This window comes from Nocardioides zhouii (assembly GCF_004137345.1).
Classification (GTDB): Bacteria; Actinomycetota; Actinomycetes; order Propionibacteriales; family Nocardioidaceae; genus Nocardioides; species Nocardioides zhouii.
Genome location: NZ_SDWV01000022.1, coordinates 1 through 24,450, shown reverse-complemented (window position 1 = coordinate 24,450; position 24,450 = coordinate 1). Strand labels below are relative to the sequence as shown.

Below are 24,450 nucleotides of genomic sequence, written 5' to 3'. Positions count from 1 at the left end.
CTCGGGATCTTCATCCCGGCCGGTGCTGGCCCGCCCGAGATGTGGGCGATCCCAACCGTGCAAATTCAGCCACCACTGTCGGTGCGTGTCACGCAGCACCAAATTCGAGGTCACGACTGGCCGACTCCTTCTCGGCGTCGACCACCTACTGGAGGTCATTGTGATTGCAGTCCTCGGCACAGGATCGACACGATCCGCCATCCACGAGCAGCTCGGCAGCGCCTCGGCCCGCGAATGCCTCGCGAAGGTGGGGGCGGTCATCATGAATAGCTGGAAGCCGCCCCGTATGTTCCAGCTGGATGGTGTGTGGTGAGCGCGGCCGACCAACAGGTCGCAATTACTGGCGAGAGGCACTCTCGCCCGGGCGTCGCGGGCCGCCAGCGGCATCGTCATCCGTTGCTATGGTTCGTGGCGCGACGGCTGGTCGCAGGGGTGGTAACACTTCTCTTCGCGTCCTTCATGATTTTCCTGGCCACCAACGCGCTGCCGGGCAACGTTGCCGAGACCGTACTGGGTCGTAACGCAACTCCGGAGCTGGTGGCGAAACTTAACCACCAGCTGCACCTGGATGAGCCGGTACTCACCCGTTACGGCAACTGGCTAATCGGTACGGTCCGGGGGGATCTCGGTGAGTCTGCGGTGGCTGTAGTCCAAGGCAATCCTGAATCGTCGGTGACGTCGCTGATTGGGATCCCCTTACGCAACAGCGTAGTCCTGGCGTTGATTTCGATTGTGTGCCTCATCCCAATCTCTCTATTGTTGGGAACCTTCGCCGCAGTGCGTGCAGGCCGTGCCGGCGACTACGCGGTGTCATACATCTCTCTCGTTATCGGCGCTCTCCCGGAATTTGTGTTCGGGACGCTTCTGATCGCCATATTCTTTTCGGGGCTCGGGCTGTTTCCACCGGTATCGCTTATTCCACCCGGTACGAGTCCGCTGGCCGACGTGGGCGAGCTTGTGTTGCCGGTCCTGACGCTTCTGGGTGTCTCGGTCGCGTTCTGTGCGCGGCAAGTACGAGCGGGAGTGCTAGACACGCTCTCCGAGAGATATGTGACCATGGCAAGGCTCTCTGGAATCAGTGAAGTACGTGTGCTGTGGCGATACGCCCTACGCAACGCCCTGGCTCCGAGCGTGCAGACATTCGCTCAGGCGCTGCAGTATCTATTCGGAGGGATCATCGTGGTGGAGACCCTTTTCGCGTACCCGGGGATCGGGCAGGCGTTGGTGCAGGCAGTGACTCTGCGTGACGTCTCCTCGGTGCTCGCAGTCACATTCGTTCTTGCAGGGGTGTATATCGCCATCAACGTTCTGGCCGATGTGATCGTGGTACTCGCGGTCCCGAAGCTCCGGACCGGTCTCCGGTGACCGCTACCGCTTCGACGCCGGCCGCTGCCTCGAGCTTCCAACGGTTGCGGAGCCCGTTGTCCTGGCTCACTGGCACACGCGAGGGCGTCACTGGGCTGGTATTACTGGTCGTCGTCCTCAGCTTGGCATTGATCGGGCCACTGGTGGCTCCCCACCCACTGGCCCAACCGGTCGGCGTGCCTGGCGCCGGTCCATCCAGCACGGCTCTCTTAGGGACAGACTTCCTTGGGCGCGATGTGCTCAGTCGAGTGCTGTACGGAGGCTTGCCAGTCCTGTGGCTCTCACTGGCATCGATTGGCATGACCTACGTGGTGGGAATGACCATTGGAATGGTCGCGGGCCTGAGCCGCTCCATTTTGGATCCGATCATCATGCGTTTTGTCGACCTCTTCTTGGCATTTCCGGCGCTGTTGCTGCTTCTGGTTCTGCTCACCGGCGCCGGATCGAGTGCCGGCGTATTGAGCATCGGCATCGTCCTTGTCTTGTTTCCGGGCGTCGCGCGTCTGGTGCGCACGGCCACGCTGAGGGTGTCAACCACCTCGTATGTAGAGGCAGCAGTGGCACGGGGCGAGACCCGTTTGGCAATTATGCGCCGCGAGGTTCTCCCCAACATCGCGCAATCCATGCTGGCTGACTTTGGGGTGCGTTTCGGCTGGGCGGTCACCCTCACAGCCAGCGTCAACTTTCTCGGCCTTGGATCGCGGCCACCGGCCGCGAACTGGGGACTGATGGTGGCAGAGAATCGCACTATCATCGCCGGCAACGTCTGGGCAGTCTTGCTACCGGCATTGCTCTTGGCCGCGCTCACCGTAGCGGTGAATCTCCTGGGTGACGCATACATTAAGGAGCGCTCATGAACGACCATTCAATCGGGTCGGAGGTACTCGTGCTTCGCGGGCTCTCCGTCTGTCTTTCCACTGGCGACCCGGTGGTCGAGGATGTCGATCTGACATTGCACGCCGGTGAAATCCTGGGCGTGGTGGGAGAGTCGGGGTCGGGCAAGACCACCACGGCACTCTCGCTGCTAGGTTACTCGACTCCAGGCACTTTCATTGCCGCTGGCCAGTTGCGCATCGAGGGCAAAGCGCTGCATATGGATGAGTCGATGCGGCCGATGCGCGGTTCCATCATTTCGTACGTACCGCAAGACCCGGCCCAAGCCCTCAATCCGTCTCTCAAGGTCGCGGCGGCGCTTAAGGATGTGCTGGGTGCGCACGGCACCCCAAGGCCAGGCAACAACGCAGCAGAGGATGCTCTACGACGGGTCGGCTTCGGCCAAGCCAAAACGGTGGCAAGCCGGTTCCCCCACCAGATCTCTGGTGGCCAGCAGCAGCGAGTCTCGATCGCGCTGGCGCTGTGCCGCGAGCCGGCGGTGGTGATCCTCGATGAGCCCACTACCGGGTTGGACGTGGTCACCCAGGCGCAGATCCTCGCCGAGTTGCGACGGCTGCGCACAGAACAAGGCGTCGCGATGGTGTACGTGACGCACGACCTCGCCGCCGTGAGCGAGGTCGCCGACCGGATCGCCGTCATGTATGCCGGACGAGTGGTTGAGGAGGGGCCGGCCGAACAGGTGCTGCGGAATCCACGCCACCCTTACACCCGCGGTCTTCTCGCCTCGATTCCCGACCATGTCCGCCCTCGTGTGCTGGAGCCCATGCCGGGAATCGCGGTCGGGGTTGGCGAGCGGCCGTCAGGGTGCCCATTCGCGCCGCGTTGCCCTCAAAGAACCGATGACTGCGTGGCAGAGATGCCAACGCTGGAACCGATCGGCGACACGCGACGCGTGCGCTGCATCCATCACAGGAAAACGCCCCCCGTGCGCACGTTCTCCGTCGAGACGCTTCCGCGACCATCGGAGATCGGGGAGCAACCTCTGTTGATGATCGGAGACCTGAAAGCCGAACACAGGTCTCACCGCGAAGTCACTGTTGCGGCCGAGCAGATCAGCTTCGATGTCAACAAGGGCGAGTGCGTTGCGCTGGTGGGTGAGTCCGGCAGCGGGAAGACGACAATCCTGCGCACGATCGCGGGGCTTCACCCCATAGCCGGTGGTCGGGTCCTGCTGGATGGTCACGCACTCCCGAGCCTGGTGAACCACCGTAGTCGTGAGCAGCGGCGGCGGATCCAGCTCATCTTCCAGAATCCGGCCGCAGCCCTGAATCCGAGACAGACGGTTGCCGAGGCCATCGCGCGTCCCGCTCAGGTGTTGCGCAAGCTCGACCGCCGCTCGCTCCCCGCTGAGGTTGCGCGACTGTTGGAGTGCGTGCGACTCCCAGTCCGGCTCGCGAACCGCTACCCGCACGAGCTATCCGGCGGTGAACGCCAACGTGTTGCTGTAGCCCGGGCCTTGGCCGCGCAGCCAGATATTCTCCTATGTGACGAGATCACGTCTGCACTCGACGTCTCCGTGCAGGCCGCGGTACTCCAGCTGCTGCTCGACCTGCGAGACGATTTCGGTCTGGGACTGTTGTTCATCACCCACGACCTCGGCGTCGTCGCGACCATCGCTGACACTGTCCTCGTTCTTGACCGCGGATCCATCGTCGACCGGGGTCCTACACGCGATGTCCTGCGCGCCCCCACGTCCGATTACACCCGCCGTCTCCTGGCAGCGGCGCCCACGGTGAGCCGAACACCTTCTTCGGCCAACGATCCGTTTCCGGTCTCCCTGTGATGATTGACGTCGACAGTCGTGCGCTTCGGCGGGGGCATCCGCTCGGTGGGTGAGCTCGAAAGGGATCATGTGACCGACGTCAGTGTGCTTGGCACGGGGCTAATGGGCTCCGCGATCGCTCGTTCGCTGCTCAGCGCAGGTAGGAGCGTCACTGTCTGGAATCGGACGGCCGCACGCGCACTGCTGCTCGGAAGTCAGGGCGCCTCGGTAGCGTCGACCGTCACGGATGCACTCGATGCCAGCCCACTCGCAATCGTCGTAGTGAGCGACACGAACGCCGCGCGCAAAGTCCTCGGCGTGTTAGGGGAACACAGCCGGCGACTGGATCTTGTGAACCTCACGACCGGATCAATGGCGGACGCAGAGGCACTTGCTGCTTTTGCGCGCACGAACGACGTCTTGACGCTTGAGGGCACCGTCGTCGCGTTCCCAGCCGAGGTGGGGGGCGCCCATGCGCGGGTGATGTTCTCAGGCTCGCAGGACGTGTGGGAACGCCACCGCGAAACGCTCGTCATCCTGGGCGGAGGTTCTGAGCACATCAGTTCAAGGCCGGGTGCAGTACGCGCGCTTAACAACGCCAACGAATGCTTCTTCATCCCTGCCTTGGTGTCGATGATGGAGGCCGCTGCCTACGGCAAGGCGGCGGGTGTGTCCGAAGCGCTGGTGATGCGATCGTTGCGGGAAGGGATCCGCAAGTTGGCTGAGTACTGCGACTACGCAGCGCCGAAGCTGGCCAACGACGAGCATGCCACCGAGATGGCCACAATCGAAGCATGGCTTGGCGGCGCGGCGCGTTCCGCGGAGAGCATGAAGACCTTCGGTTTCGATGCTCGCCTCATATCCGCCGCCGAAGCGACGTTGGAGTACGCGCGGGACAACGGCGAAGGACCGAGCGACATCACTTCCGTGTATCGCTCGGAGTTGAGCGCTGCGCGCGCCCGCGTTCGTTCGGCTGAGAAGTGACCTCCGCGGTCCTTGGGGTGGACGAGACCGAGGCGATGCGGACTGCGTCTCACCCAATCGAGGACCTATTCGGTGGACGACCGAGGAGACGGCTGACGTTGCACGCTGGGCGAGGAGTCCCTGGTGGACCACATGCAGCCCCGACCCAGGATCCTCACGGCGCCAGGTAGCCCAAAGGTGCGGCTCGAGAGCCTCCACAGCCGTGCTCCAGCACAGCGCCCCAGAGCCGCCGCGGCCTCGGACTCATGTCGAGGCCGTCTGACCTATGGATAGATCTGCAGTCAACCGGGTGTCGGCTCGCTCCTCGATGTTTGGCCAAGTCCGGCTCGTATCACCACGGGGCTACCCGTCAAGGGCTCGCTGACAGATCGGGCGTTGAATCCTGGTTCTGTTTACTGACACCGGCGATATCTCAAAGAAAATTTACAGTATCGGTAAATCACCACTCGGGTCCTGGTGGCAGTGTCCTCACCACAACGAAGCGGAAGGGGTCGTATGAACGCTCGAGGAGTACGGCCGCCGCAGAAAAGTGTTGGAGCCCCCAAATGATCCGCAGCACCACGCCTCAATCGTCCTGCTGGCTCACCGCTGCCGGTGTGTCACCCGGCAACAAAGAGGTCACGACTCCGCCGTCTCTGCTCGGGGCGTCGGCCACTTACTGGAGGTCTTCGTGATTGCAGTGATCGGCACCGGATCGATGGGATCTGCCCTCGCCGAGGGGCTTCTCAGTGCCGGCCATGCCGTCACGGTGTACAACCGCACCCGGGAAAAGGCTCTGCCCTTGCAGAAGATGGGAGCTCATGTCGTCGAGTCGGCCGCGCAGGCCCTGACGTCATGTGAGTCGGCGATCGTGGTGCTTCCGGACGGCGCCTCAACACGAGAGCTGTTGTTGGCACCGTCCAATGCGGAAGCACTCGATGGGCGAAGGGTGCTCAGCGTTGCACACACCTCCGCATCCGAGATCGTCGAGTTGGCGAATGAGGTTGCACAGCACGGCGGCCGCCTCGCCGAGCTCGACATCACGGTCTACCCCGAGTTAGTGCGCTCACATGCAGGTCACTTCTACATCGCGGCAGAAGAGGTGGACGCTCAGTACTGGCGCGGGATCCTGGACACACTGGGAAAGCATGTGCACTTCGTTGGGCCTGTCGGCAACGCGTCGCGCACCGAGTTCGCTCTGTGGTTGAGCTACATGTTCCAAGCGATAGCAGTTGCCTACTCCGCAGCGGCGTTCAAAGGCCTGGGGTTGCCCGACGACGCACTGGTCTCGGCACTCGTCGAGGATCCGACGCTACGCGTCACTGGGGCCGAGTCATACATCCCACAGATGGTCGCGCGTCAGTACGCGACCGACATCTTCTCGATCGACACCTTCGCACTCACGGCAGGTTTGGTCATCGACGAAGCCGAAGAGCTCGGCCTGGTCACAGCTCCACTACGGGAGATCCGCAACCTCTTCCTTGCGGCATCGGCCAAAGGTCACGGTGCCGACGATGTGTCAGCCGTCTATGAGGCCTTGCTGACGACTGATCGGACAGTCGGAGCTCACGGTGATGCCAAGCACGCGCCCCTTGCTTGAGTCCAGCGTCGCCAACAGGCCCGCGGGAACGTGACTCGACCGCAACCAACCATCGCCCTAGCACTCGCGCCGGGCGCCACCGACTGCACAGCTCGGGACCTCAACTCCACCCGCATGCTCATGTAAGGAAGATTGGCCATGTCGTCAGAAAAATTGTGGACACCTAACCAGCGCAACGGCGACGGCGGCTTTACCCGACGCCGACTGCTTGAATTCGGCGCGGCTGGCGCGCTGGTGATGGGCGCGGGTTCGCTGCTGAGTGCCTGCAGCGGTGGCGCGCCGGACCCTGGGACACCGCTGAAGCCGCTCGAGTCCCTCGGCGGGGGAAAGCCGGTTCGCGGCGGCACGTTGCGGCTCGGCATGATCACCGGCGGCGCCTCCGAGACGCTAAATCCCGCCGTCGCTGCCACGTACACTGACCTCCTTCGCTCCTACCAGTTGTACGACCACTTGTTCCGCGTGGGTGCGGACATCCAGTCGTTGGAGCCGGAGCTCGCGCTTTCCGCGGAACCGAACAAGGACGCGACGTCCTGGACGATCCGCCTGCGGGATGGGGTGAATTGGCACGACGGAAAGCCGTTCACTGCTGACGACGTGCTCTGGACGATCCAGTCGTGGTCGTCGTCGGCGAGCTACGCGAACGGGATTGTCCGTCAGTTCATCGATTTCAAGGCCGTGCGCAAAGACGGACCTCTCGCGGTGGTTGTGCCCCTCGTTCGCCCTGCCGCCGAGTTCGCGAGCCTGCTCACTTACGTGAACTGCTCTGTCATTCAGAACGGGGCAGCTCCGGATTCGTTCAACACGCAACCGGTAGGCACGGGCCCGTTCAAGTTCGAGTCATTCAACCCTGGTTCGCAGAGCGTGTTCACCAGGAATCCGGAGTACTGGGGCGACGCGGAGAAGCCCTACATCGACAAGTTGGTCATCGACTCCTCGTTCAATGACGAGAACTCACGCAACTATGCTTTGCTCGGCGGCCAAATCGACGTCGCGCCTCTGTATGCGAGCGAATTCGCCAAGAGGCAGCTTTCGTCGAAGGAGGTCAACGTACTGGGCGCTGCCGGGACACAAGCGAACTACTTCACCATGCGGGTCAGCGAGGGGCCCTTCGCCGACGTGCGCGTGCGACAGGCGATGAAGCTCTTGGTCGACCGTCAGGCACTGGTGGACGGTGTCTTCAACGGGCTAGGGCGAGTGGGGAACGACATCTACGTCACTGACGTGGCCTATATCCTTGAGGACGTTACCGCTGCGCATGACATCGACAAGGCGAAGTCCTTGCTGAAGGCGGCCGGCGCAGCGAGCGCAACCCTCACCTTGCAAACGGTGGCTGGGGTGCCGCGGTACCTCAATGCTGCGACCCTGCTCGCCGAGCAGGCGAAGAAGGCTGGGTTGAACGTCAAGGTGGAGCCCATCCCGTACTCGACGTACTTCACCGCAGCAGCGGGATGGCCAGCCCCGCGTTCTTTCGGACAGGACGCCGCGAACACCGTGCCGTCTCTCACTGCGTTCGCCGCCGGTCAGCTGCTCGTAGGTTGTCAAGCAGACGAGACCGGCTGGAACGCACTTCCGGACAGCCAGACGAAGCTCGACCAAGCAATCTCCGAGCCTGACCCGTCTCGTGCTTCAGAGCTGTGGGGGGATGTCCAGCGCCAGCAGGTTGCCGAGGGCGGGCACCTTGTCTGGGGCTTCTCGGACTGGCTCGATGCCGCATCAAAGAAGGTCGGCGGTCTGCGATCCGGCAAGGCTGGCCCGCTCAACGACTATCGGGTGCTCGACGCGTGGCTGACGCAGTGACGTCAACCATTGGCTTGCAAGCAGCTCGCAGGCGCAGTCGTCCCGTGGGCATCCGTCGGATTGGCGGCCGCAACACGGGCTGCGACAACCGACATTCGGACGCGGAAACTATCAGGGGAGTAGAGATTCAATGACCGACGCCCAACAGGTCCACGAGCTAGTCGTCCTCGACAACGACTTCGTCGGAAGCGCACCTCCGGAGCATTACGAAGGTTGGTCGCTCGCAGACAAGGCATATGAGGCGTCGGCATACTGGGACGCAGTTAACATCAACGTCGACAACCTGCTCATCCGGCGGTTCGGAGTGGCCGCTTGGAGTGGCTACATCACTGAGCTGTACGCGTCCCACCAGCGGCAGTTCTTCATGCCAGCTCAGGAGAAGCTGGGGATCCCGAACTCGGACCCCCCAGCTGTGCGAGCTGCCAAGTACCACCTCATGTCCAACGCCCTCGGGGGGATCCGGACTCGAATCTCAGTCGAGTCGTCCTCCAAGGCTTGGATCATTTATCTTCCGGCCACCGGGGCCATGGGTGATCAGACGTTCGGCGAGGAGCATTGGCTGTCGATCTTTCCGGGGTGGCATGCTCGAAACGGCATGTCCCTCGGAGCTCCGGGACTCGTGTTCGTGGCGACGCACATGGTGTCTCGCGGTGACCCCTTCACGGGAGGCTACTTCTTGGACACGGGTGCTCCTGTCGAGGAGCCCGCCGATCGGTACCGGCAGGCATGGGGCGAGCCGGCGCCGCCGCTCGCTTCCAGGCACTGTGCGGAGCTCTCGTCGCACGACTGGCCTGAGGACCGCCGGCTCAAGGCGTTGCGGAACTTCGCGGTTCACTGGGCATGGGACAGGATGGCGACGGCGCTAGAGGTGTTTGGGGCCGAGGTGGCCGCAGACCTCGACATCGCGGTCGCTCAATCCACCTACTCCCACCTCCCTATCCTGGCGGCTCTTTCTGATGAGCAGGGTGTTCACGGCGTGGCGTCCTCGTTCGCGGCGCTGCTCGACATGTCGGGCTGGGCGGTCGAGGAGGTCGTCGCCGACGACGGTTCGGTGTCGGTCGTGGTCGATCGGGACCCAATCGCAGACCGCGTCTCCCAACTCCCGGAGGCGCTGAGGTCCCTGCCCTACCAGGCGGTCCTGCACGGCTGGTCCGGCGCGGCCGCTGAGATGGGGGCAAAGATCGTCCTGAGCAACGGCAGCAAGCAGACCTGGAAGTTCGAGCGGGACGGTGCGTCGTGACAACGACTGAGGCCCCTTCGGTGGGGTCGTTCGCAGAATCCAACATGTCGGTGGCCTGGATGCTCGGAGCCGACGGGTTGCCCTGCACGATCGACCCTCGACGTGAGGCGCTCGTGTGGGAGTCCGGCTCCCGCACGTACGAGGAGCTCCGTCGTCGCGCGCTGGGATTGGCGGCAGCGTTCCGCAGGCGTGGTCTGCGTCGTGGTGACCGCGTCGCGTGCATGCTCTTCAACCGTGGCGAGATCTTCGAGCTCTACTTCGGTTGCGCCTACGCCGGCGTGACGTTCGTTCCGCTGAACTTTCGTCTCAGCGAGAAGGAACTGGACGGCATCCTCGGTGACGCCGAACCAGCGCTCTTTTTCACTGATGAGGAGCTCGAGCCGCTCGTGCGAACCGTCACGGCCGCTAAGGGGTCCGCAGTCCAGGTCGTCGTGCTCGGGTCAGACGAAGGAGGCGCTGAGTACGAGCAGATGGCGGCGGAGCCGTCTTTGGCGGGACCGTACGAAACTTCGGACCCACACCTCCTGATGTTCTCGTCCGGGACCACGGGGCGGCCCAAGGGGATCTGCCTCAGTCACCGCAACGTGCTTACCTACGCAGTGGCACAGACGCTCGTGATCCCCGGACTGTCACAGGATGCCGTCTCCTTGGTGGTCCCGCCGTTGTTCAACATGGCGGGCATCAATGAATTGAGCAATGCAACGCTCGCAGCCGGGGGCACGGTCGCGATCCTTCCCAGTCGCGGATGGAGCCCGCGACGGATGTCGGACTACATCGACCGTTGGAAAGCGACCCACGCCATCATATTTCCAACGATGATCCAGCCGATGCTGGAGGCCGACGCTCAGCACCCCTTCGGGCTTGAGAGCATGCGTCACGCGGGCATCGGCGGCGAGCAAACGCCTGACCTGCTCATGAGACGTTTCCATGAACGCTGGCCACACATCGGACGCGCCATCGGCTATGGCCTCAGCGAAGGCGGTCTCATCACGCACATCCTCGACGACGACATCGTCGCCCACCCTGGCTCCGTGGGGCGCGCCGTGCCGTACCAGACGATGAAGGTGATCGGCCCAGACGGTCAGGATCTGCCACGAGGGGAAAGGGGAGAGATTTGTACCGCTGGAGACGCCGTCATGAGCGGGTACTGGCATGCCCCTGAACTAACCGCGGAGGCGATCGTCGACGGTTGGCTACGTACTGGTGACATCGGACGCATTGATGACGAGGGCTATCTCTACATTGAAGGTCGCAAGCGCGACCTGATCATCTCGAAGGGGCAGAACGTCTACCCCGCCGAGATCGAGGATGTCCTCCTGGATCACCCGTCCGTGCGTCTAGCCGCTGTCGTCGGCGTTTCGGACGACGAGTTTGGAGAGGCGGTGTGCGCCGTTCTTGTCCTGCACCCGGGTGCCGAACTCGCTGCCGAGGACTGCATCGCCTACGTAGGTGAGCACATCGCGTCGTACAAGAAGCCGCGGCATGTCGTCTATCGCGATGAACTGCCACTCAGCGTGAACAACAAGGTGCTGAAGAGAGAACTCGCGAAGGAGATCGTTGGCGAGCTTGAGCGTCGCAAGGCTGTCCGCGCTAAGGCTCCTGCGTAGTTGCAGCGACAAGCGCTGAACTGCATCAACGAGGAGAAGGAGGAACGGTTGAGTGCCTCGCCCGGCGACGAAGACCCGCAGCATCTGTACGACCTCCACGCCATCGAGCGTCGACTCCAGACGTTCCAACGTCTACCTGCAAGTCGGGCGGGTCGGGCTGCGGCTGTAGCGATCGCACTCTGCCGCGACTCAGATGGGGCATGGTGCTTCCCGCTGACAGTTCGCGCGAGTGGGCTGCGTGCCCACCCCGGTCAGTATGCGCTGCCAGGTGGACACATCGCATCGGGTGAGTCCGCATGGGAGACCGCGAGTCGAGAGACTGAGGAAGAGGTCGGCCTAGCTGCAGGGCAGTGGCGAAGACACCACCTGCTTGATGACTACATCACCCGCTCTGGCAGCCTCATCACGCCGGTGGTGCTCGTGAGCGATACGCCTTTGGCGGGGCTGCAGCCCAACCCGACTGAAGTCGCGAGTGCCTTCTACGTGCGAATGGATGCGCTGGGTGCCGTGGAGCCCCTTGCCGCGTACGACGACACGAACCGAGCGTTCGCCATCCACGTCGCCGGCCACTTGGTATTCGCCCCGACTGGCGCGATCCTTCTGCAGTTTTGGGACCTCGTTCGAGAGGGAAGGACTACCCGGGTGCAGGACGTCGGCGAGCCCATGTTCGCGTGGGCCTGAGAAGAATTGCGAACGCGACCCGTTCGCTCATCGACGTGTGATCGCCGAACCATGGGTGCAGTTGGAGGGCGTCAAGTCACATGCGGTTGTGCCGTGCGGCGTTCGGCAGTCACGTCCCCCGCGTAGGACGAGCCTAGGATCGCTTCATGACGCTTGAAACGGACCTCCGAGGTCTCGCGGAAGCTCTAGGCGCACGTATTCCGACCCTGGTCTCGGCCATCGAGGAGGCGTTGGCGCGGGAGGTTCCAGAAATCTATGCCATGGACGATCCGGCACTCGCAGAGACCGAACGCCCCAACATCCTTTCTGGCCTCACGAGCATCGTGGACGGCCTGGCGCATGGGCGGCGACCGCCCGACCGTGCTGCTGACGCGGCACTCCAAGAGGTGCGAGTAATGGCGCAGGCAGGTATCGATCTGCACTCCCTTCTGCGCTCCTACCGGGTGGGGCAATCTGTCCTGTGGCAAGCGATCGTTGAGGAAACCCTTCGACTGGTGGACACGGACGAGCGTCGAATGGCCGTTCTCAACCAAGCTTCTGACTTTCATTTTGCGTGGAACAACAGGGTGACGGAGTCCGTCATCGCGGCATATCAGATCGAGCACGATGCCTACTTCCTTCGCAACCAGGACCAGAAGCGGCGGGTGGTGGTGAGCGACATCCTCCGCGGTGTGCCAGCCGATGTTGATCAGCTGGGCTACAGCCTTAACAGTGCACACTTGGCAGTGGTCGCCTGGGGTCGGTCACCCGAAGCCAACATCCGAGCGCTTGCCGCCTCGTTCGATGCGGGGCAACTGGTCGTGAGTGGAACGTCAGGATCGTTCGTGGGCTGGCTCGGCTCGTCCGCATTGAAGAGCGCTCTAGAAAGACAATCACACGCCGTCGAGGCCATGCCGGGAACCCACCTGGCCCTGGGTGAGGTTGAGCACGGAGTCGAAGGATTCAGATTGAGCTACAGACAAGCCCGGCAGGCGTACCGAGTGGGCAGACTCGTCGCCACACAAGTCGTTCACTACGGTGACGTCGCTTTGGAATCGCTGATGCTGAAGGATCGTCAAGAAGTCCAGGACTTTGTCTCGCGGGAACTCGGCCCCCTCCGCGACGAAGGAAGTTCACGCGACGAGTTGCTCAAGTCCACCTTGCGGGCCTACTTCCGAGCGGGACTGAACGCCGCGACGACCGCCCAGGCGATAGATGTGCACGAGAGGACGGTCGCATATCGGCTGCGGTCCATAGAGTCTCGGCTTGGAGTGAGCGTGGCCGCTCGGCGGGACGAGCTCGCTGCGGCTCTGCGCCTCGCAGATCTCCTCGACCGCAGTCCGGGCGATGACCGACGCGACTTCAGCTACAAGGACGTGGGGCTAGGGCCGGACCCAGAGATCGGCATGCCTTGAACGCGACAGCACGCAGGTTTGGGGTCAAATACCAACCAACCTGCTCACTGACACCGCTGGACTAGTCAGCGATCGTTGCCGGGTGAGACTCGGGCCGATTAGGGACATGTTCTACGGACGGAAGTGCGTGTGGCCAAAGGCAAGGCGTACGCCGCCTGGCCTACCCAGTCCAAGAGCAATTGCCTTAGTCAGGCAGTTTCCGCACCTGAAATTGCAGGAATCAGCAGAGCCGGATGGTGTTGCCGCCCTAGAAGGTGTGCGTCATGACGATCCGGCCGCGATGGCGCACCCTCATCACCTTGTCCCTTGTCGTCAGCGCAGCGCTTACGGGTTGTGGTCGTCAAACCGACGACTCGGACCGCAAGCCAAGCGAGACACTGGCGGACACCACCCCTGCCGGTACAGACGAGGTCACTTCGGCCGTCTGGGCGGTCAACGGTGACATCAAGAGCCTCGACCCGCTCTACACGTTCGACTATCCCGGCAATACAGCGGTTTCGTTGATGTGCGAGTCCCTTCTGACCACGATGCCGGACGGCTCGATCGGTCCAGGTGTTGCGAAGATCTCCAGGCCTACCGAAACGACCGTCGTCTTCGACATCAATGAGGGGGCGCGGTTCTGGGACGGCACTCCCGTGACCGCCGAGGATGTGGTCTACAGCCTCGAGCGTCAACGGGACCCAGCGCTCGGCGGGTTCTACGGCGCCTTCTTCGACAGAGTCGACACCATTTCCGCGACAGACCCCCTGCAGGTCACGTTGAACCTCACCGCGCCGGACTACTGGTTGGACGGTGAGCTCGCCGGCCGTGCGGGCGTCGTATTGCAAAAGAAGTACGTCGAGACTCGCGGGGAGTCGTACGGGACGAGCTCGGGCGGAGTGATGTGCACGGGGGCATATGAGCTCGAGTCGTGGGTGCCGGCAACGGGCATCGTGATGAAGGCCAATCCGGACCCCTGGCAAGGGGCTACGCCGCGGGTTGAGCAGTTGACCGTGAAGAGCATCGCGGACGAGGCGGCGCTCACGTCTTCGCTCTTGACCGGTGAGGTGGATGGAACCTATCGCCCTGCCGGCATGTCGACGCTGGATCAACTTCGCGCAAGCGACGATGTCGAGGTCTTCCAAGGGCCCGGTTACAACACGGATGCCCTGATCGTGAGCAGCCTGGACGGCGCGTTGGGAGATGCGCGCGTTCGTCGTGCGCTGGCCCTGGCCCTCGACAGAGAAGGCATCATCGACTCCGTCTACAAGGGGGCGGCGCAGATGCCCAAGTGGATCTCGAATTCGGGAACGTTCGGGTACGCCCCTGACGTCTTCGAAGCGGCCTACGAGCGGACCCCCACTTGGGCTCAGGACCTGTCCGAGGCGAAGGCACTCGTCGCGGAGGCGGGCGCTGAGGGAAAGACCGTGACCATCGGCATGACTGCGGGGCTCGCCCAGATCGCGGCCGCGGCAGGCGCCTACGAATCAGCTGCCGCTGCGATCGGTATGAAGGTGAAGCTCAAGGCCGTCTCCACCGAGAACTTCATTAACTTCTTCATCGATCCGAAGGCGCGCGAGGGGATCGACGGTTTTCTCACTGTCGACTACGGCGACTACGCCGACCCCGTCGCGCTGGTCGCCAGCATCGTCCTGCCTAACGGCTCCCGAAACTACGCCGGGCTCGAGGACGACAGGCTCATCGAGCTGACGACGCAGGCACGCGCCACGGCCGATCCCGAGGAGCGTGCAAAGGTCGTGGTTCAGGTCATGAACCGGTTCAACGAGGTTTTGCCGTGGATTCCCATGGTGCAACCGAACACGGTGTTGGTGATGAACCGCGAGCTCTCGGGTGCAGTGAGTTCCTTCGCCTACATGTCGGCTCAGTGGGCCGGCGAACTGGGCGGTCGGTGAAGTGCGCATGGCATTCCTCGCCAAGCGCGCGGCCATCCTGGTGGCGACCATTCTGGTGGCCAGCTTCGTGATCTTCGCGGCCATGTACATGGCTCCCGGCAAACCGATCGGTGCGCTCACGGGCGGCAGGTCCGTATCTCCCCAGGCGCTGGAGGCACTCGAGCAGCGATACCGGCTCAACGAACCATTCCTGTCCCAGTACGGGCACTGGCTCTCGAACGCGATCCGGGGTGACCTGGGCGTCTCAATTGCCACCAAGCAGGACGTGTCCGAGCTGATCGTCGAACGCGCGGGCATCACGCTGTCGCTAGTTCTATATGCAGCGGTCCTGATCGTCGTCATCGGAATCGGCTTGGGTCTCCTCGCCGGACTGCGGCCCGGATGGGTCGACACCTCCGTGGTGGTGGCGTCCTCCGCAGCCGCTGCAGTTCCAGCCTTCCTGAGCGCCATCGTCCTGACCCTCATCTTTGCGGTGACCTTGAGCTGGCTGCCAGCCCTCGGGGCTGGGGAAGGGGTAGTGGACCGATTCGTGCACCTGACACTGCCGGCGATCTCGTTGGCGTTGTCATCCATCGCGGTCGTAGCGCGGGTGACGCGTACTTCCATCCGTGAGGAGTCCAGGAAGGAACATGTGCAGACGGCGGTGAGTCGCGGCCTTCCACGACGAGCGGTGATAATCCGTCACGTCCTTCGCAATGCCGCCATCCCCATCACGACGGTCACCGGGATCACCATCGCGTCTCTCATCGCCGTGTCGGCCGTGGTCGAGTCCGCGTTCAGCCTAAACGGGCTCGGTCAATACCTGATCGTGTCGTCATCGTCCAAGGACCTTGCTGTCGTGCAGGGAATATCGCTCGTCCTGGTTCTGGCATTCGTCCTCCTGAACGTCGTGGTGGATCTGGCGTATGCCGTCCTTGATCCGCGGGTGCGACTGGGGGCGAAGGCCACGTGAGTCTTGTCGTCGCAGAACAGGCAGCGGGTTTACCAGGCCCGGCACGAACGAAGGCGCACTACCTGGGAGTTCCGGGCGTGGTAGCGGTTGTCATCTTGGCTCTTGCGGTGGTGGCCGTCGTAGCGGGACCGGCGCTCGCTCCTCACGACCCGAATGCGGGGAGTCCATCCGGCTCCTGGCTAGGACCGTCGGGGACGCACCTGCTTGGACAGGATGTTCAGGGTCGCGATGTGGCGTCGCGCCTCCTGGTCGGGGCCCGATCCTCGATGTTGGGACCTCTGGTCGTGGTAATCCTATGCATGGCGGTGGGCTCGCTCCTGGCGCTGATCGGGGCATGGCGACGCGGCGTGGTCGACACCTTGATTTCCTCGACCATGGACGTTGTCTTCGCCTTCCCCGGGATCCTGCTTGCAGCTCTGGCCTCGGCTGTTCTCAACGCCGGTTTGTGGCCGGCGGTTCTCGCGCTGTCCGTGGCGTACACGCCGTATGTAGCACGGCTTCTCCGCGGAGCGATTCTGCGTGAACGGAACCAGCTGTACGTCGCGGCTGCCGAAGTCCAAGGATTCAACACCATGACAATCTGGCGGCGGCACCTGATCCCCAACGTGGCTCCGGTGATGGTCGCGCAAGGCACCATCCTGTTCGGCTACGCGGTCCTGGACATTGCGATCCTTTCGTACCTCGGTCTAGGCATTCAGCCGCCCCGTCCCGACTGGGGAGTGATGATCTCGGAGAATCAGTCGGGGGTCTTGCAGGACTATCCGCTCCCGGCCCTCAGCGCGGGGGTGTGCATCGTCATGGTTGTGGTCGCCATGAACATCCTGGGCGAGCGGCTCCTGGGCACGAGGGGTGCCGAACGGTGACGGGTTCGCAGCCAGGCACGCCATTCGGGGTCGCGCGTCCCACGTCCTCTGCGAGTGGGCCACCCCTCGTGGAGGTAGATTCACTCAGCGTCTCGATCCAGGTGGACGGCAGTGCGCGGTCCATCCTGCGGAACGTATCGCTCACAATCGGGCGCGGTGAAGCGCTGGCCCTTGTCGGTGAATCGGGCTCCGGAAAGTCGATGACGGCCAAGGCGATAGATCGCCTGCTCCCCGCGGGTGCCCGCCAAACTGGGTCCATCTCGTTCGATGGCCAGGATGTAGCAAAGATGACGGGCGCGGCACTCCGCTCCTATCGGGCCGACGTGGCGATGATCTTCCAAGATCCGCGTGTAGCCATCAACCCCGTGCGGAGCATCGGGGACTTCATGACCGAAGTCCTGCGAACCAACACGCGGGTCCGGTCGCGAGTCGCTGCTGACCGAGCCGTGAAGATGCTGGCGCGTGTAGGGATCGCGGACGGCCAAAGGCGTCTTGAGCAATACCCGCACGAACTCTCGGGGGGTTTGCTTCAACGGGTGATGATCGCAAGCAGTCTGCTAACCGAGCCGCGCCTCCTCCTGGCCGACGAGCCAACGACCGCGCTGGACGTGTCCACACAGGCCGAAGTAATTGAGATTCTGAATGACCTTCGCCGCGAGCTAGGGCTCGCCGTCCTCTTCATCACGCACGATCTGGAACTTGCCCGTACATTTTGCGACCGTACGGCCGTGATGTACGCGGGAGAGATCGTCGAGGTGGGCGACTCCTCAGCCGTGCAGGAGGCGCCCCTTCACCCATACTCCGCCGGTTTGGCGGCGGCTCGCCCTCGGGTAGACCGACGACTGGCCCGGCTCGAAGCAATCCCGGGTCGTCCGCTGTCCGCCGTCGAAGCGCCAGACGACGCGTGCTCCTTCGCGCCTCGCTGCGTTCACCGCGTAAACGAGTGCGACGAGGGCCACCCGGAACTGAGACCACTCGGCCTCGGCATGGTGCGGTGCATCCGTGCCGGCGGAACGGCGCTCACTGAAAAGGACGTCAACCATGAAGCTCACAGATGATCTAGCGCTGGAGGTCTCCGGTCTGCGGAAGACCTACGGCAGTGTTGTTGCTGTTGACGACGTATCTTTCGCGATTCGACGCGGTGGATCACTCGGACTGGTAGGCGAATCTGGTTCTGGAAAGACCACCATCGCCAAGATCATCCTGGGCCTGGAAAGCGCGGCCGCTGGGCAAGTTCGAGCGTGCGGTCGTGATCGCACAGCGGCGGCCCGGACGCTGGGTGAGCGAAGGAGACGGGCGCGGGAGGTGCAAATCGTCTTCCAGGATCCGCACTCCAGCTTGGATCCTCGCCAGACGATTGGATCGATGCTCGAGGCGGTGGTGCGATTGCATCACCGCGACCTCATTGCGGGTGAGCGTCGGCAGCGTGTGATGGACCTGCTGGACATGGTCGGGTTGCACGAACGGCATACTGCTGCGCTCCCACGTGAGATGTCCGGGGGCCAGAGGCAACGAGCCGCGATAGCGCGTGCTCTCGCTGCTGAGCCGGAGGTCATCGTTCTCGACGAGTCCGTCGCAGCCCTTGACGTGTCCATCCAGGCGCAGGTGCTGAATCTCCTAGCGGACCTCCGCGAGCGCCTCTCGGTGACCTATCTGTTGATCAGCCACGACCTCGCAGTGGTGCGACAACTGACCGACACCGCAGTAGTGATGTGTCAAGGACAGCTCGTCGAATCAGGCACGACTGCCCAAGTGCTCGACGATCCCCAGCACATCTACACGCAACGTCTCCGCGCAAGCGTCCCGGGACCGACATGGGTCCGCAGGGTTTCGGCAACGCCATCCATTCTGGACGAGGGCGGCGCTTCGTGACCCTCTCGCTCGAGACGTGCCGCCAGATCGCGCAGTCGGTCCAACGAGAGGCGGAACGACTTCAGCTCCGTCCGCTCACAATCGTGGTCCTCGACAGCGGAGGGCACGTCGTCCTCGCTGAACGGTCGGATGCCTCGCCGATTGGCACGTTCGAGATTGCTCGGGGCAAGGCCTATGGGGCGCTCGCATTTGGCATGAACTCCCGCGACATCATGGAGCGCGCTGAACGACAGCCCTACTTCGTTGCGTCCGCGGCGGCGGCGTTGAACGGTCGCCTCATCCCCGTTCCGGGGGGCGTGTTGATCGATGATCTCGATGGTCAGCTCGTGGGAGCGGTAGGGGTGTCGGGAGACACGTCCGACAGCGATGAGTCAGTGGCGATTCATGCCATCGCGACGGTTGGCCTGCGCTCTCGTGAGACATCACGGCGATAGCGCCGCATCATGCCCCCGTTGTCCCAGCAAGGCCGGAGTCCCAGCTCGGCATACGGACCGGCTATCGGTGCAAGGCGATGTCGCTGCACCGTGAACAGCAATCCTGTCCCGGGCCGAGCGGGAAGGATTGGTCCCACCACTTCGGCCATGACTCGCACCGGATGCCGCAAGCCGTGGTGAGCGTGCCCATCTCTTTGGCGTGGATCGTCGACGTCGGCACGAGAATGACCTCTCGATTGTTGTCTTGACGTCGACTCGACTCAGCTACGACAAACCACCTGTTCATGCGCTCACCGACCGGGCTCCGAATCTGGCGGCCGTCCGCAGGGATGTACAAGAGGACACCACGACGCGGCTCGCCATCGCTTCGTCTTGTCAGTCGTGGTGCCCCGACTGTAGGAGAACGCTCGTTGAGGGGTCTGTCGGTGATCTGGGAATTCCCGAGCGGTTCTGCCGGAATCGTGGCTTCCCGACCGAGCACGTCGAGAACCGTGCCATCTGGGTCTCGACTCGTTCATTCAGATCGTCTTGTAACGCTGTTGACAGAACAGCGCGAGCCGTTCCGCCACGGACGCGAGCTGGGTCGCCGCATGGTGTTGACGGTTCCACGCCGCGTGCAGAGTCAGCTGCAGGTCGGCGCCGCCGTCGATGAGGATCCGGAGCGGAACCAGGTCGAACCGAGGATCGTCCGACAGTACGGCGACGCCCCGGCCGCTCGCTGCCAGGGCTTGGGCAACCTGGGGATGGTCGCACTCGATGACGTCCAAGGGACTCAACCCAGCGGACGCCAACCTCTCATCTACGAGGGTGCGCGCACGAAAGTGGTCGTGGAGCAACACCAGCGGCTCCCGAGCCAAGTCTGTAAGCGTGATGGATGTTTCGGCCGCCAACCGGTGACTTGGGCTGACGTAGGCCCACACAGGGAGTGACGCAACGGTGACGCTGGCGAACTGTCGCGGGGGAGGGGCGGTGATCACCGCGAGATCTCTTTCCGATCTCAGGGCCGAGAGCGCCTGGGAGTACGTAGCCTCGCGCACGGTGATCAAAGGATCCGACACGTCCAAGGTCGCCAAGAAGGGCGCGATGACGTCGGTGAGGGTGGTCGTCGGTGCGGCCATCCGGATCCGTTCCAGACGCCCCGCTGCCAACGCATCTGCGAGGGACCGAGCATTTTCTGCTGCGGCGAGCACGTCGTCGGCAGCACTGAGGAAGGCTCGCCCCGCCGCGGTCAGCATCAGCCTCCCTCGCTCGCGTTCGAACAGACGGACGCTCACTTGCCGTTCAAGCTGCTGCAGCTGCCGCGACAACGCAGGTTGGCTGATGTGCAGGTACGAGGCGGCGGCGTTGACCGTGCCGGCGTCCACAACCGCGCGAAAGCTCCGCAGCAATCGAAGGTCCACGCGTGCATTCTATGCACATGAGATATAGGTACCGCGTCGAATCGGCATTGGACTGCATGTGCATGATCGCCGAGCATGGACGGCATGACTTCTGTTCCCACGGCGACGCCGGCGAAGAGGCTCGTACGCACCGCGATGCCGGGTCCTCGATCGCTTGCACTCTCCGGACGCAAGGCAGCAGCCGTCGCGCACGGGGTCGGATCGACGATGCCCGTCTATGCGGCGCGAGCCCACGGGGGCGTGGTGGAGGATGTCGATGGCAACGTGTTGATCGATCTAGGGTCGGGGATAGCCGTCACCACGGTGGGTGCGAGCTCGCCGCGAGTTGTCGCTGCGGTGCAGGCGCAGGTCGCGGAGTTCACCCACACCTGTTTCATGGTGACGCCCTATGAGGGCTACGTAGCAGTCGCTGAACGCCTGAACGCGCTAACCCCTGGGGACCACGCGAAGCGAAGCGTCCTCTTCAACTCCGGGGCCGAGGCCGTGGAAAACGCAGTCAAGATTGCCCGCACCTACACCGGTAAGCAAGCCGTGGCTGTCTTTGACCACGCCTACCACGGTCGCACCAGCCTCACGATGGCCATGACAGCGAAGTCGATGCCTTACAAGCATGGATTCGGCCCGTTCGCACCCGAGGTCTACCGAGCTCCGCTCTCGTACCCCTACAGGGACGGGGGGCTGAGCGGCGCCGAGTCGGCAGCACGAGCGATCGACCATCTCGAGAAGCAGGTCGGGGCAGACACGCTTGCGGCTCTCGTCGTCGAGCCGATCCAAGGAGAAGGCGGCTTCATCGTGCCAGCGCCCGGATTCCTTTCGACGTTGTTGGACTGGTGTCGAAGCAACGCCGTGGTTTTCATCGCAGATGAGGTGCAGACCGGCTTCGCCCGCACCGGCGCCATGTTCGCCTCTGAGCACGAGGGACTAGTTCCCGACCTCATCGTGACCGCCAAGGGGATCGCGGGCGGGTTGCCCCTCTCTGCGGTCACTGGACGCGCCGACATGATGGATTCGGTGCACCCTGGCGGGCTAGGTGGCACCTACGGCGGGAATCCGCTCGCCTGCGCCGCCGCCTTGGCCGTCATGGACACCATCGAAGCGGACGGACTAGTCGCTCGGGCCAGCGACATCGGGGAACTCGTAGCCGGGCGTCTTCGACGCCTGCAGGCTGACGACTCTCGACTCGGCGACATCCGCGGACGGGGCGCCATGATCGCTGTCGAGCTGGTGGACGCCAGCTCTGGAGCGCCCGATCCTGGCCTTGCCAAGGCGGTGGCTGCCTTCGCCCACGGCGAGGGAGTGATCGTGCTGACCTGTGGGACCCATGGCAACGTGCTGCGGTTCCTGCCGCCTCTGAGCATTTCGGATGCCTTGATCGAGGACGCCTTCGACGTGCTCGAGAGTGCCTTCGCGAGCGTGACCTCCACCATGTGAGCAACCCCGTTCACCCTGTACATCGTTGCTGCGCCTGAGGGCGCCGAGCAGCGACCACATGGTCGAGGGGTCGATGCTCGGCTCCTCCGTCTCGCCACCTTGCGGACGTCCATCGCAGTCGATCCCGTCGCCGTCGCACACCACATGAGAGGCCTATCCGCATGACCCTGTCCGACACCATTGAGGCGCTAAATTCGAAAACTGGCATTCTCATTGCCGGCGACTGGAAGGACGGAGATCGCCAACCGTTCGAGGTGCACGACCCGGCGGACGAATCCGTTCTCGCGGTCGTGGCGGACGGAGGAGCCAGGCGAGCGGGGGAGGCGGTGGACGCTGCCGCCGCCGCCGCCGGCGTATGGGCGTCCACTAGCCCTCGGGCCCGATCTGACGCCCTGATGCGTGTCTTCCACCTGATGCTGGAGCGACTCGACGAACTCGCGGAGCTGATCTCTGCCGAAAATGGCAAGGCGATCGCTGACTCGCGAGCCGAGGTGGCTTACGCCGCCGAATTCTTCCGCTGGTACGCAGAGGAGGCTGTCCGTCCGCGCGGGGACTTCGGCTCTTCACCCACGGGCGGGGTCCGTACCGTTGTCAGCCACCGTCCCGTCGGAGTCGCTGCGCTCATCACACCCTGGAACTTCCCGGCCGCCATGGCCACCCGCAAGATTGCGCCAGCACTCGCCGCCGGCTGCACCGTGGTGCTCAAGCCGGCCTCCGAGACTCCGCTCACCGCGTTGGCCTTGGCGCGCCTCGTCGCGGACGCCGGTGTGCCTTCAGGCGTGTTGAACATCGTGCCCACAACGGAGCCCCAGGAAGTTGTGACCACCTGGATAGAGGACCCGAGGGTGCGTGCCCTGTCATTCACCGGATCGACGGGAGTAGGTAGGGCGCTGCTGGCCCAGGCTGCCCAAAGAGTCCTCAAGACATCGATGGAGCTGGGCGGAAACGCGCCCTTCATCGTGATGGCAGATGCGGACGTCTCGGCGGCTGTCGACGGTGCGATGACAGCGAAGTTCCGCGGTGGAGGTCAGGCATGCACCGCCGCCAATCGCTTCTACGTTCATGAGTCGGTAGCACGACACTTCATCGGCATGCTGAGTGAGCGTATCGAGGCGCTTCGCGTAGGTCCGGGCTCTGACCTATCGTCCCAAGTCGGACCCCTGATCTCCAGCAAGGCTGTCACAGGCATCGGAGAGCTTGTCGCGGACGCTGTGCGGCGGGGAGCCCGGGTGGCAGCCCAGGCCGATGTCCCGTCCCACCTCACAGGGCACTTCGTGGCCCCCACTCTGCTTGTCGACGTCCCTTTCGACGCCCGGGTCGTCCAAGAGGAGATCTTCGGGCCAGTGGCTCCTGTCGTCACGTGGCGGGACGTGGAGCAACTGGTCCAAATGGTCAATGAGCCAGACGTCGGCCTCGCCTCCTATATCTACTCGCGCGACCTCAAGCAGGCCATGCAGATCGCCGAGCGCATCGAGGTTGGGATGGTGGGCATCAACCGAGGGTTGGTCTCGGACCCGTCGGCTCCGTTCGGCGGCATGAAGCAGAGCGGGCTGGGTCGCGAAGGCGCGCGTGAGGGCCTCGTTGAGTACCAGGAGACGCAGTACTACAGCCTCGACTGGTCGACGCCGTGACAGGCCTGGCCAATGACCAACGCCGCCCCGAGAGTGGACCGGCATTGGTCAGTGAGGAAGTCATCACCCCGGATGACGACGGGTGCATCACTCAAGCGGATCTCTTGAAGGCGTTCGACCGACGTCGGCGACACCTCGCCCAGCTCGTGGCTCGCGATGACGGACTCTTCGCTGGCTACGACGTCCTCGAAATGCCTGCAATGCTCGGTACGGGTGGGGTGCGGGTCAGCGCTACGGTGCGCGACGACGTCGGCTCACGTCACGCAGTGGAGTACATCGCCGTACTGATGAAGCCCGAGGAAGCGAGCTTGCCGAGTGCATACTTCGTGGCCGAGATCGCGAAGCGCGAGGCCCGAGCCACGGGATGGACGCTCGTTCCGAGTCGCCGCTAGCTCGGTCCAGGGTTATGCAAGAGGGCGCTGCGCCCTAACGTGATGAGTTCGCAGTTTCACGCGGATGTCGATCCATAAAGTCGTCATTCTCATCGACGTCGTCATGGTCCCCGTCGGTCGGCGGCGAGTCACTCTGAGACGAGCCGCAATAGCTCCCGCTTGTAAGGGAGAGCGACCGCCGGGTGGGGCGACTCGAATTCACGCGCTAGGTGTACCCGGCCATCAGGTTGGTAGCAGTCGGCTGATGGGTGGGTTGCCTCCGAGTGCGCTGTGGCGGCGT

21 protein-coding genes are annotated in these 24,450 nt (G+C 63.6%); 20 read left to right on the top strand and 1 reads right to left on the bottom strand.

Annotated features, from left to right (window positions below; all coding sequences use genetic code 11):
- Positions 1 to 85: 85 nt before the first annotated feature.
- The 17 genes from EUA94_RS17930 to EUA94_RS17850 all read left to right on the top strand — a co-directional run bounded on the left by EUA94_RS17930 (position 86) and on the right by EUA94_RS17850 (position 19,316).
- Positions 86 to 313, top strand: coding sequence for a hypothetical protein (locus EUA94_RS17930; RefSeq protein ID WP_129428263.1), 228 nt, complete (start codon positions 86 to 88; stop codon positions 311 to 313).
- Positions 310 to 1,365 carry an ABC transporter permease gene (locus EUA94_RS17925; protein ID WP_207210614.1) on the top strand — a complete coding sequence of 352 codons (1,056 nt, stop codon included), beginning with the start codon at positions 310 to 312 and terminating at the stop codon, positions 1,363 to 1,365. Before EUA94_RS17930 ends, EUA94_RS17925 begins: the two co-directional genes overlap by 4 nt.
- Before the next feature lie 299 nt (positions 1,366 to 1,664).
- Entirely contained in the window at positions 1,665 to 2,222 is a 558-nt protein-coding gene (locus EUA94_RS17920) for an ABC transporter permease (RefSeq protein WP_129428262.1), read from the top strand.
- Positions 2,219 to 4,042: an ABC transporter ATP-binding protein gene (locus EUA94_RS17915; RefSeq protein WP_129428261.1), complete on the top strand. Its 1,824-nt coding sequence runs from the start codon at positions 2,219 to 2,221 to the stop codon at positions 4,040 to 4,042. Before EUA94_RS17920 ends, EUA94_RS17915 begins: the two co-directional genes overlap by 4 nt.
- Positions 4,043 to 4,045: 3 nt before the next feature.
- Positions 4,046 to 5,005: an NAD(P)-binding domain-containing protein gene (locus EUA94_RS17910; RefSeq protein WP_129428260.1), complete on the top strand. Its 960-nt coding sequence runs from the start codon at positions 4,046 to 4,048 to the stop codon at positions 5,003 to 5,005.
- 529 nt (positions 5,006 to 5,534) lie between these two features.
- Positions 5,535 to 6,584, top strand: coding sequence for an NAD(P)-dependent oxidoreductase (locus EUA94_RS17905; RefSeq protein ID WP_129428259.1), 1,050 nt, complete (start codon positions 5,535 to 5,537; stop codon positions 6,582 to 6,584).
- A gap of 138 nt (positions 6,585 to 6,722) precedes the next feature.
- The gene (locus EUA94_RS17900; protein ID WP_129428258.1) at positions 6,723 to 8,381 is read left to right on the top strand and encodes an ABC transporter substrate-binding protein; all 1,659 of its coding nucleotides are present in this window, start codon (positions 6,723 to 6,725) and stop codon (positions 8,379 to 8,381) included.
- A gap of 130 nt (positions 8,382 to 8,511) precedes the next feature.
- On the top strand, positions 8,512 to 9,621 hold the full coding sequence (locus EUA94_RS17895) for a hypothetical protein (protein WP_129428257.1): 1,110 nt from the start codon (positions 8,512 to 8,514) through the stop codon (positions 9,619 to 9,621).
- Positions 9,618 to 11,228, top strand: coding sequence for a class I adenylate-forming enzyme family protein (locus EUA94_RS17890; protein ID WP_129428256.1), 1,611 nt, complete (start codon positions 9,618 to 9,620; stop codon positions 11,226 to 11,228). Before EUA94_RS17895 ends, EUA94_RS17890 begins: the two co-directional genes overlap by 4 nt.
- Positions 11,229 to 11,909 carry an NUDIX hydrolase gene (locus EUA94_RS17885; RefSeq protein ID WP_129428255.1) on the top strand — a complete coding sequence of 227 codons (681 nt, stop codon included), beginning with the start codon at positions 11,229 to 11,231 and terminating at the stop codon, positions 11,907 to 11,909.
- Positions 11,910 to 12,055: 146 nt separating this feature from the next.
- The gene (locus EUA94_RS17880; RefSeq protein ID WP_129428254.1) at positions 12,056 to 13,303 is read left to right on the top strand and encodes a PucR family transcriptional regulator; all 1,248 of its coding nucleotides are present in this window, start codon (positions 12,056 to 12,058) and stop codon (positions 13,301 to 13,303) included.
- A gap of 263 nt (positions 13,304 to 13,566) precedes the next feature.
- Positions 13,567 to 15,195 (top strand): ABC transporter substrate-binding protein, encoded by a 1,629-nt coding sequence (locus EUA94_RS17875; protein WP_091201260.1) that lies wholly within the window; start codon positions 13,567 to 13,569, stop codon positions 15,193 to 15,195.
- A 7-nt stretch (positions 15,196 to 15,202) separates the two neighbouring features.
- Positions 15,203 to 16,147 carry an ABC transporter permease gene (locus EUA94_RS17870; protein WP_091201424.1) on the top strand — a complete coding sequence of 315 codons (945 nt, stop codon included), beginning with the start codon at positions 15,203 to 15,205 and terminating at the stop codon, positions 16,145 to 16,147.
- A 305-nt stretch (positions 16,148 to 16,452) separates the two neighbouring features.
- On the top strand, positions 16,453 to 17,010 hold the full coding sequence (locus tag EUA94_RS17865; protein ID WP_198554396.1) for an ABC transporter permease: 558 nt from the start codon (positions 16,453 to 16,455) through the stop codon (positions 17,008 to 17,010).
- A 101-nt stretch (positions 17,011 to 17,111) separates the two neighbouring features.
- Positions 17,112 to 18,068, top strand: coding sequence for an ABC transporter ATP-binding protein (locus EUA94_RS17860; protein WP_198554395.1), 957 nt, complete (start codon positions 17,112 to 17,114; stop codon positions 18,066 to 18,068).
- On the top strand, positions 18,052 to 18,882 hold the full coding sequence (locus tag EUA94_RS17855) for an ABC transporter ATP-binding protein (protein ID WP_091201256.1): 831 nt from the start codon (positions 18,052 to 18,054) through the stop codon (positions 18,880 to 18,882). The genes EUA94_RS17860 and EUA94_RS17855 overlap by 17 nt, the downstream gene beginning before the upstream one ends.
- Positions 18,879 to 19,316: a GlcG/HbpS family heme-binding protein gene (locus EUA94_RS17850; protein ID WP_231263414.1), complete on the top strand. Its 438-nt coding sequence runs from the start codon at positions 18,879 to 18,881 to the stop codon at positions 19,314 to 19,316. Before EUA94_RS17855 ends, EUA94_RS17850 begins: the two co-directional genes overlap by 4 nt.
- A 518-nt stretch (positions 19,317 to 19,834) precedes the next feature.
- Here EUA94_RS17850 and EUA94_RS17845 read toward each other — a convergent pair.
- Positions 19,835 to 20,716 (bottom strand): LysR family transcriptional regulator, encoded by an 882-nt coding sequence (locus EUA94_RS17845; RefSeq protein ID WP_091201252.1) that lies wholly within the window; start codon positions 20,714 to 20,716, stop codon positions 19,835 to 19,837.
- Between the two features lie 75 nt (positions 20,717 to 20,791).
- Between EUA94_RS17845 and gabT the strand changes: the two genes are divergently transcribed.
- The 3 genes from gabT to EUA94_RS17830 all read left to right on the top strand — a co-directional run bounded on the left by gabT (position 20,792) and on the right by EUA94_RS17830 (position 24,170).
- Positions 20,792 to 22,147: a 4-aminobutyrate--2-oxoglutarate transaminase gene (gene gabT / locus EUA94_RS17840; RefSeq protein WP_416143257.1), complete on the top strand. Its 1,356-nt coding sequence runs from the start codon at positions 20,792 to 20,794 to the stop codon at positions 22,145 to 22,147.
- Between the two features lie 161 nt (positions 22,148 to 22,308).
- Complete coding sequence (locus tag EUA94_RS17835; RefSeq protein WP_091201250.1) at positions 22,309 to 23,778, top strand: NAD-dependent succinate-semialdehyde dehydrogenase; 1,470 nt, start codon at positions 22,309 to 22,311, stop codon at positions 23,776 to 23,778.
- Entirely contained in the window at positions 23,775 to 24,170 is a 396-nt protein-coding gene (locus EUA94_RS17830) for a hypothetical protein (RefSeq protein WP_129428253.1), read from the top strand. Before EUA94_RS17835 ends, EUA94_RS17830 begins: the two co-directional genes overlap by 4 nt.
- The last annotated feature ends 280 nt before the right edge of the window (positions 24,171 to 24,450 follow it).

Coding starts and splice junctions, on each gene's coding strand:
- EUA94_RS17920 (WP_129428262.1), top strand. CDS start 1,665: ATGACCTACGTGGTGGGAATGACCATTGGAATGGTCGCGGGCCTGAGC.
- EUA94_RS17915 (WP_129428261.1), top strand. CDS start 2,219: ATGAACGACCATTCAATCGGGTCGGAGGTACTCGTGCTTCGCGGGCTC.
- EUA94_RS17900 (WP_129428258.1), top strand. CDS start 6,723: ATGTCGTCAGAAAAATTGTGGACACCTAACCAGCGCAACGGCGACGGC.
- EUA94_RS17895 (WP_129428257.1), top strand. CDS start 8,512: ATGACCGACGCCCAACAGGTCCACGAGCTAGTCGTCCTCGACAACGAC.
- EUA94_RS17880 (WP_129428254.1), top strand. CDS start 12,056: ATGACGCTTGAAACGGACCTCCGAGGTCTCGCGGAAGCTCTAGGCGCA.
- EUA94_RS17875 (WP_091201260.1), top strand. CDS start 13,567: ATGACGATCCGGCCGCGATGGCGCACCCTCATCACCTTGTCCCTTGTC.
- EUA94_RS17870 (WP_091201424.1), top strand. CDS start 15,203: ATGGCATTCCTCGCCAAGCGCGCGGCCATCCTGGTGGCGACCATTCTG.
- EUA94_RS17855 (WP_091201256.1), top strand. CDS start 18,052: ATGAAGCTCACAGATGATCTAGCGCTGGAGGTCTCCGGTCTGCGGAAG.
- gabT (WP_416143257.1), top strand. CDS start 20,792: ATGGACGGCATGACTTCTGTTCCCACGGCGACGCCGGCGAAGAGGCTC.
- EUA94_RS17835 (WP_091201250.1), top strand. CDS start 22,309: ATGACCCTGTCCGACACCATTGAGGCGCTAAATTCGAAAACTGGCATT.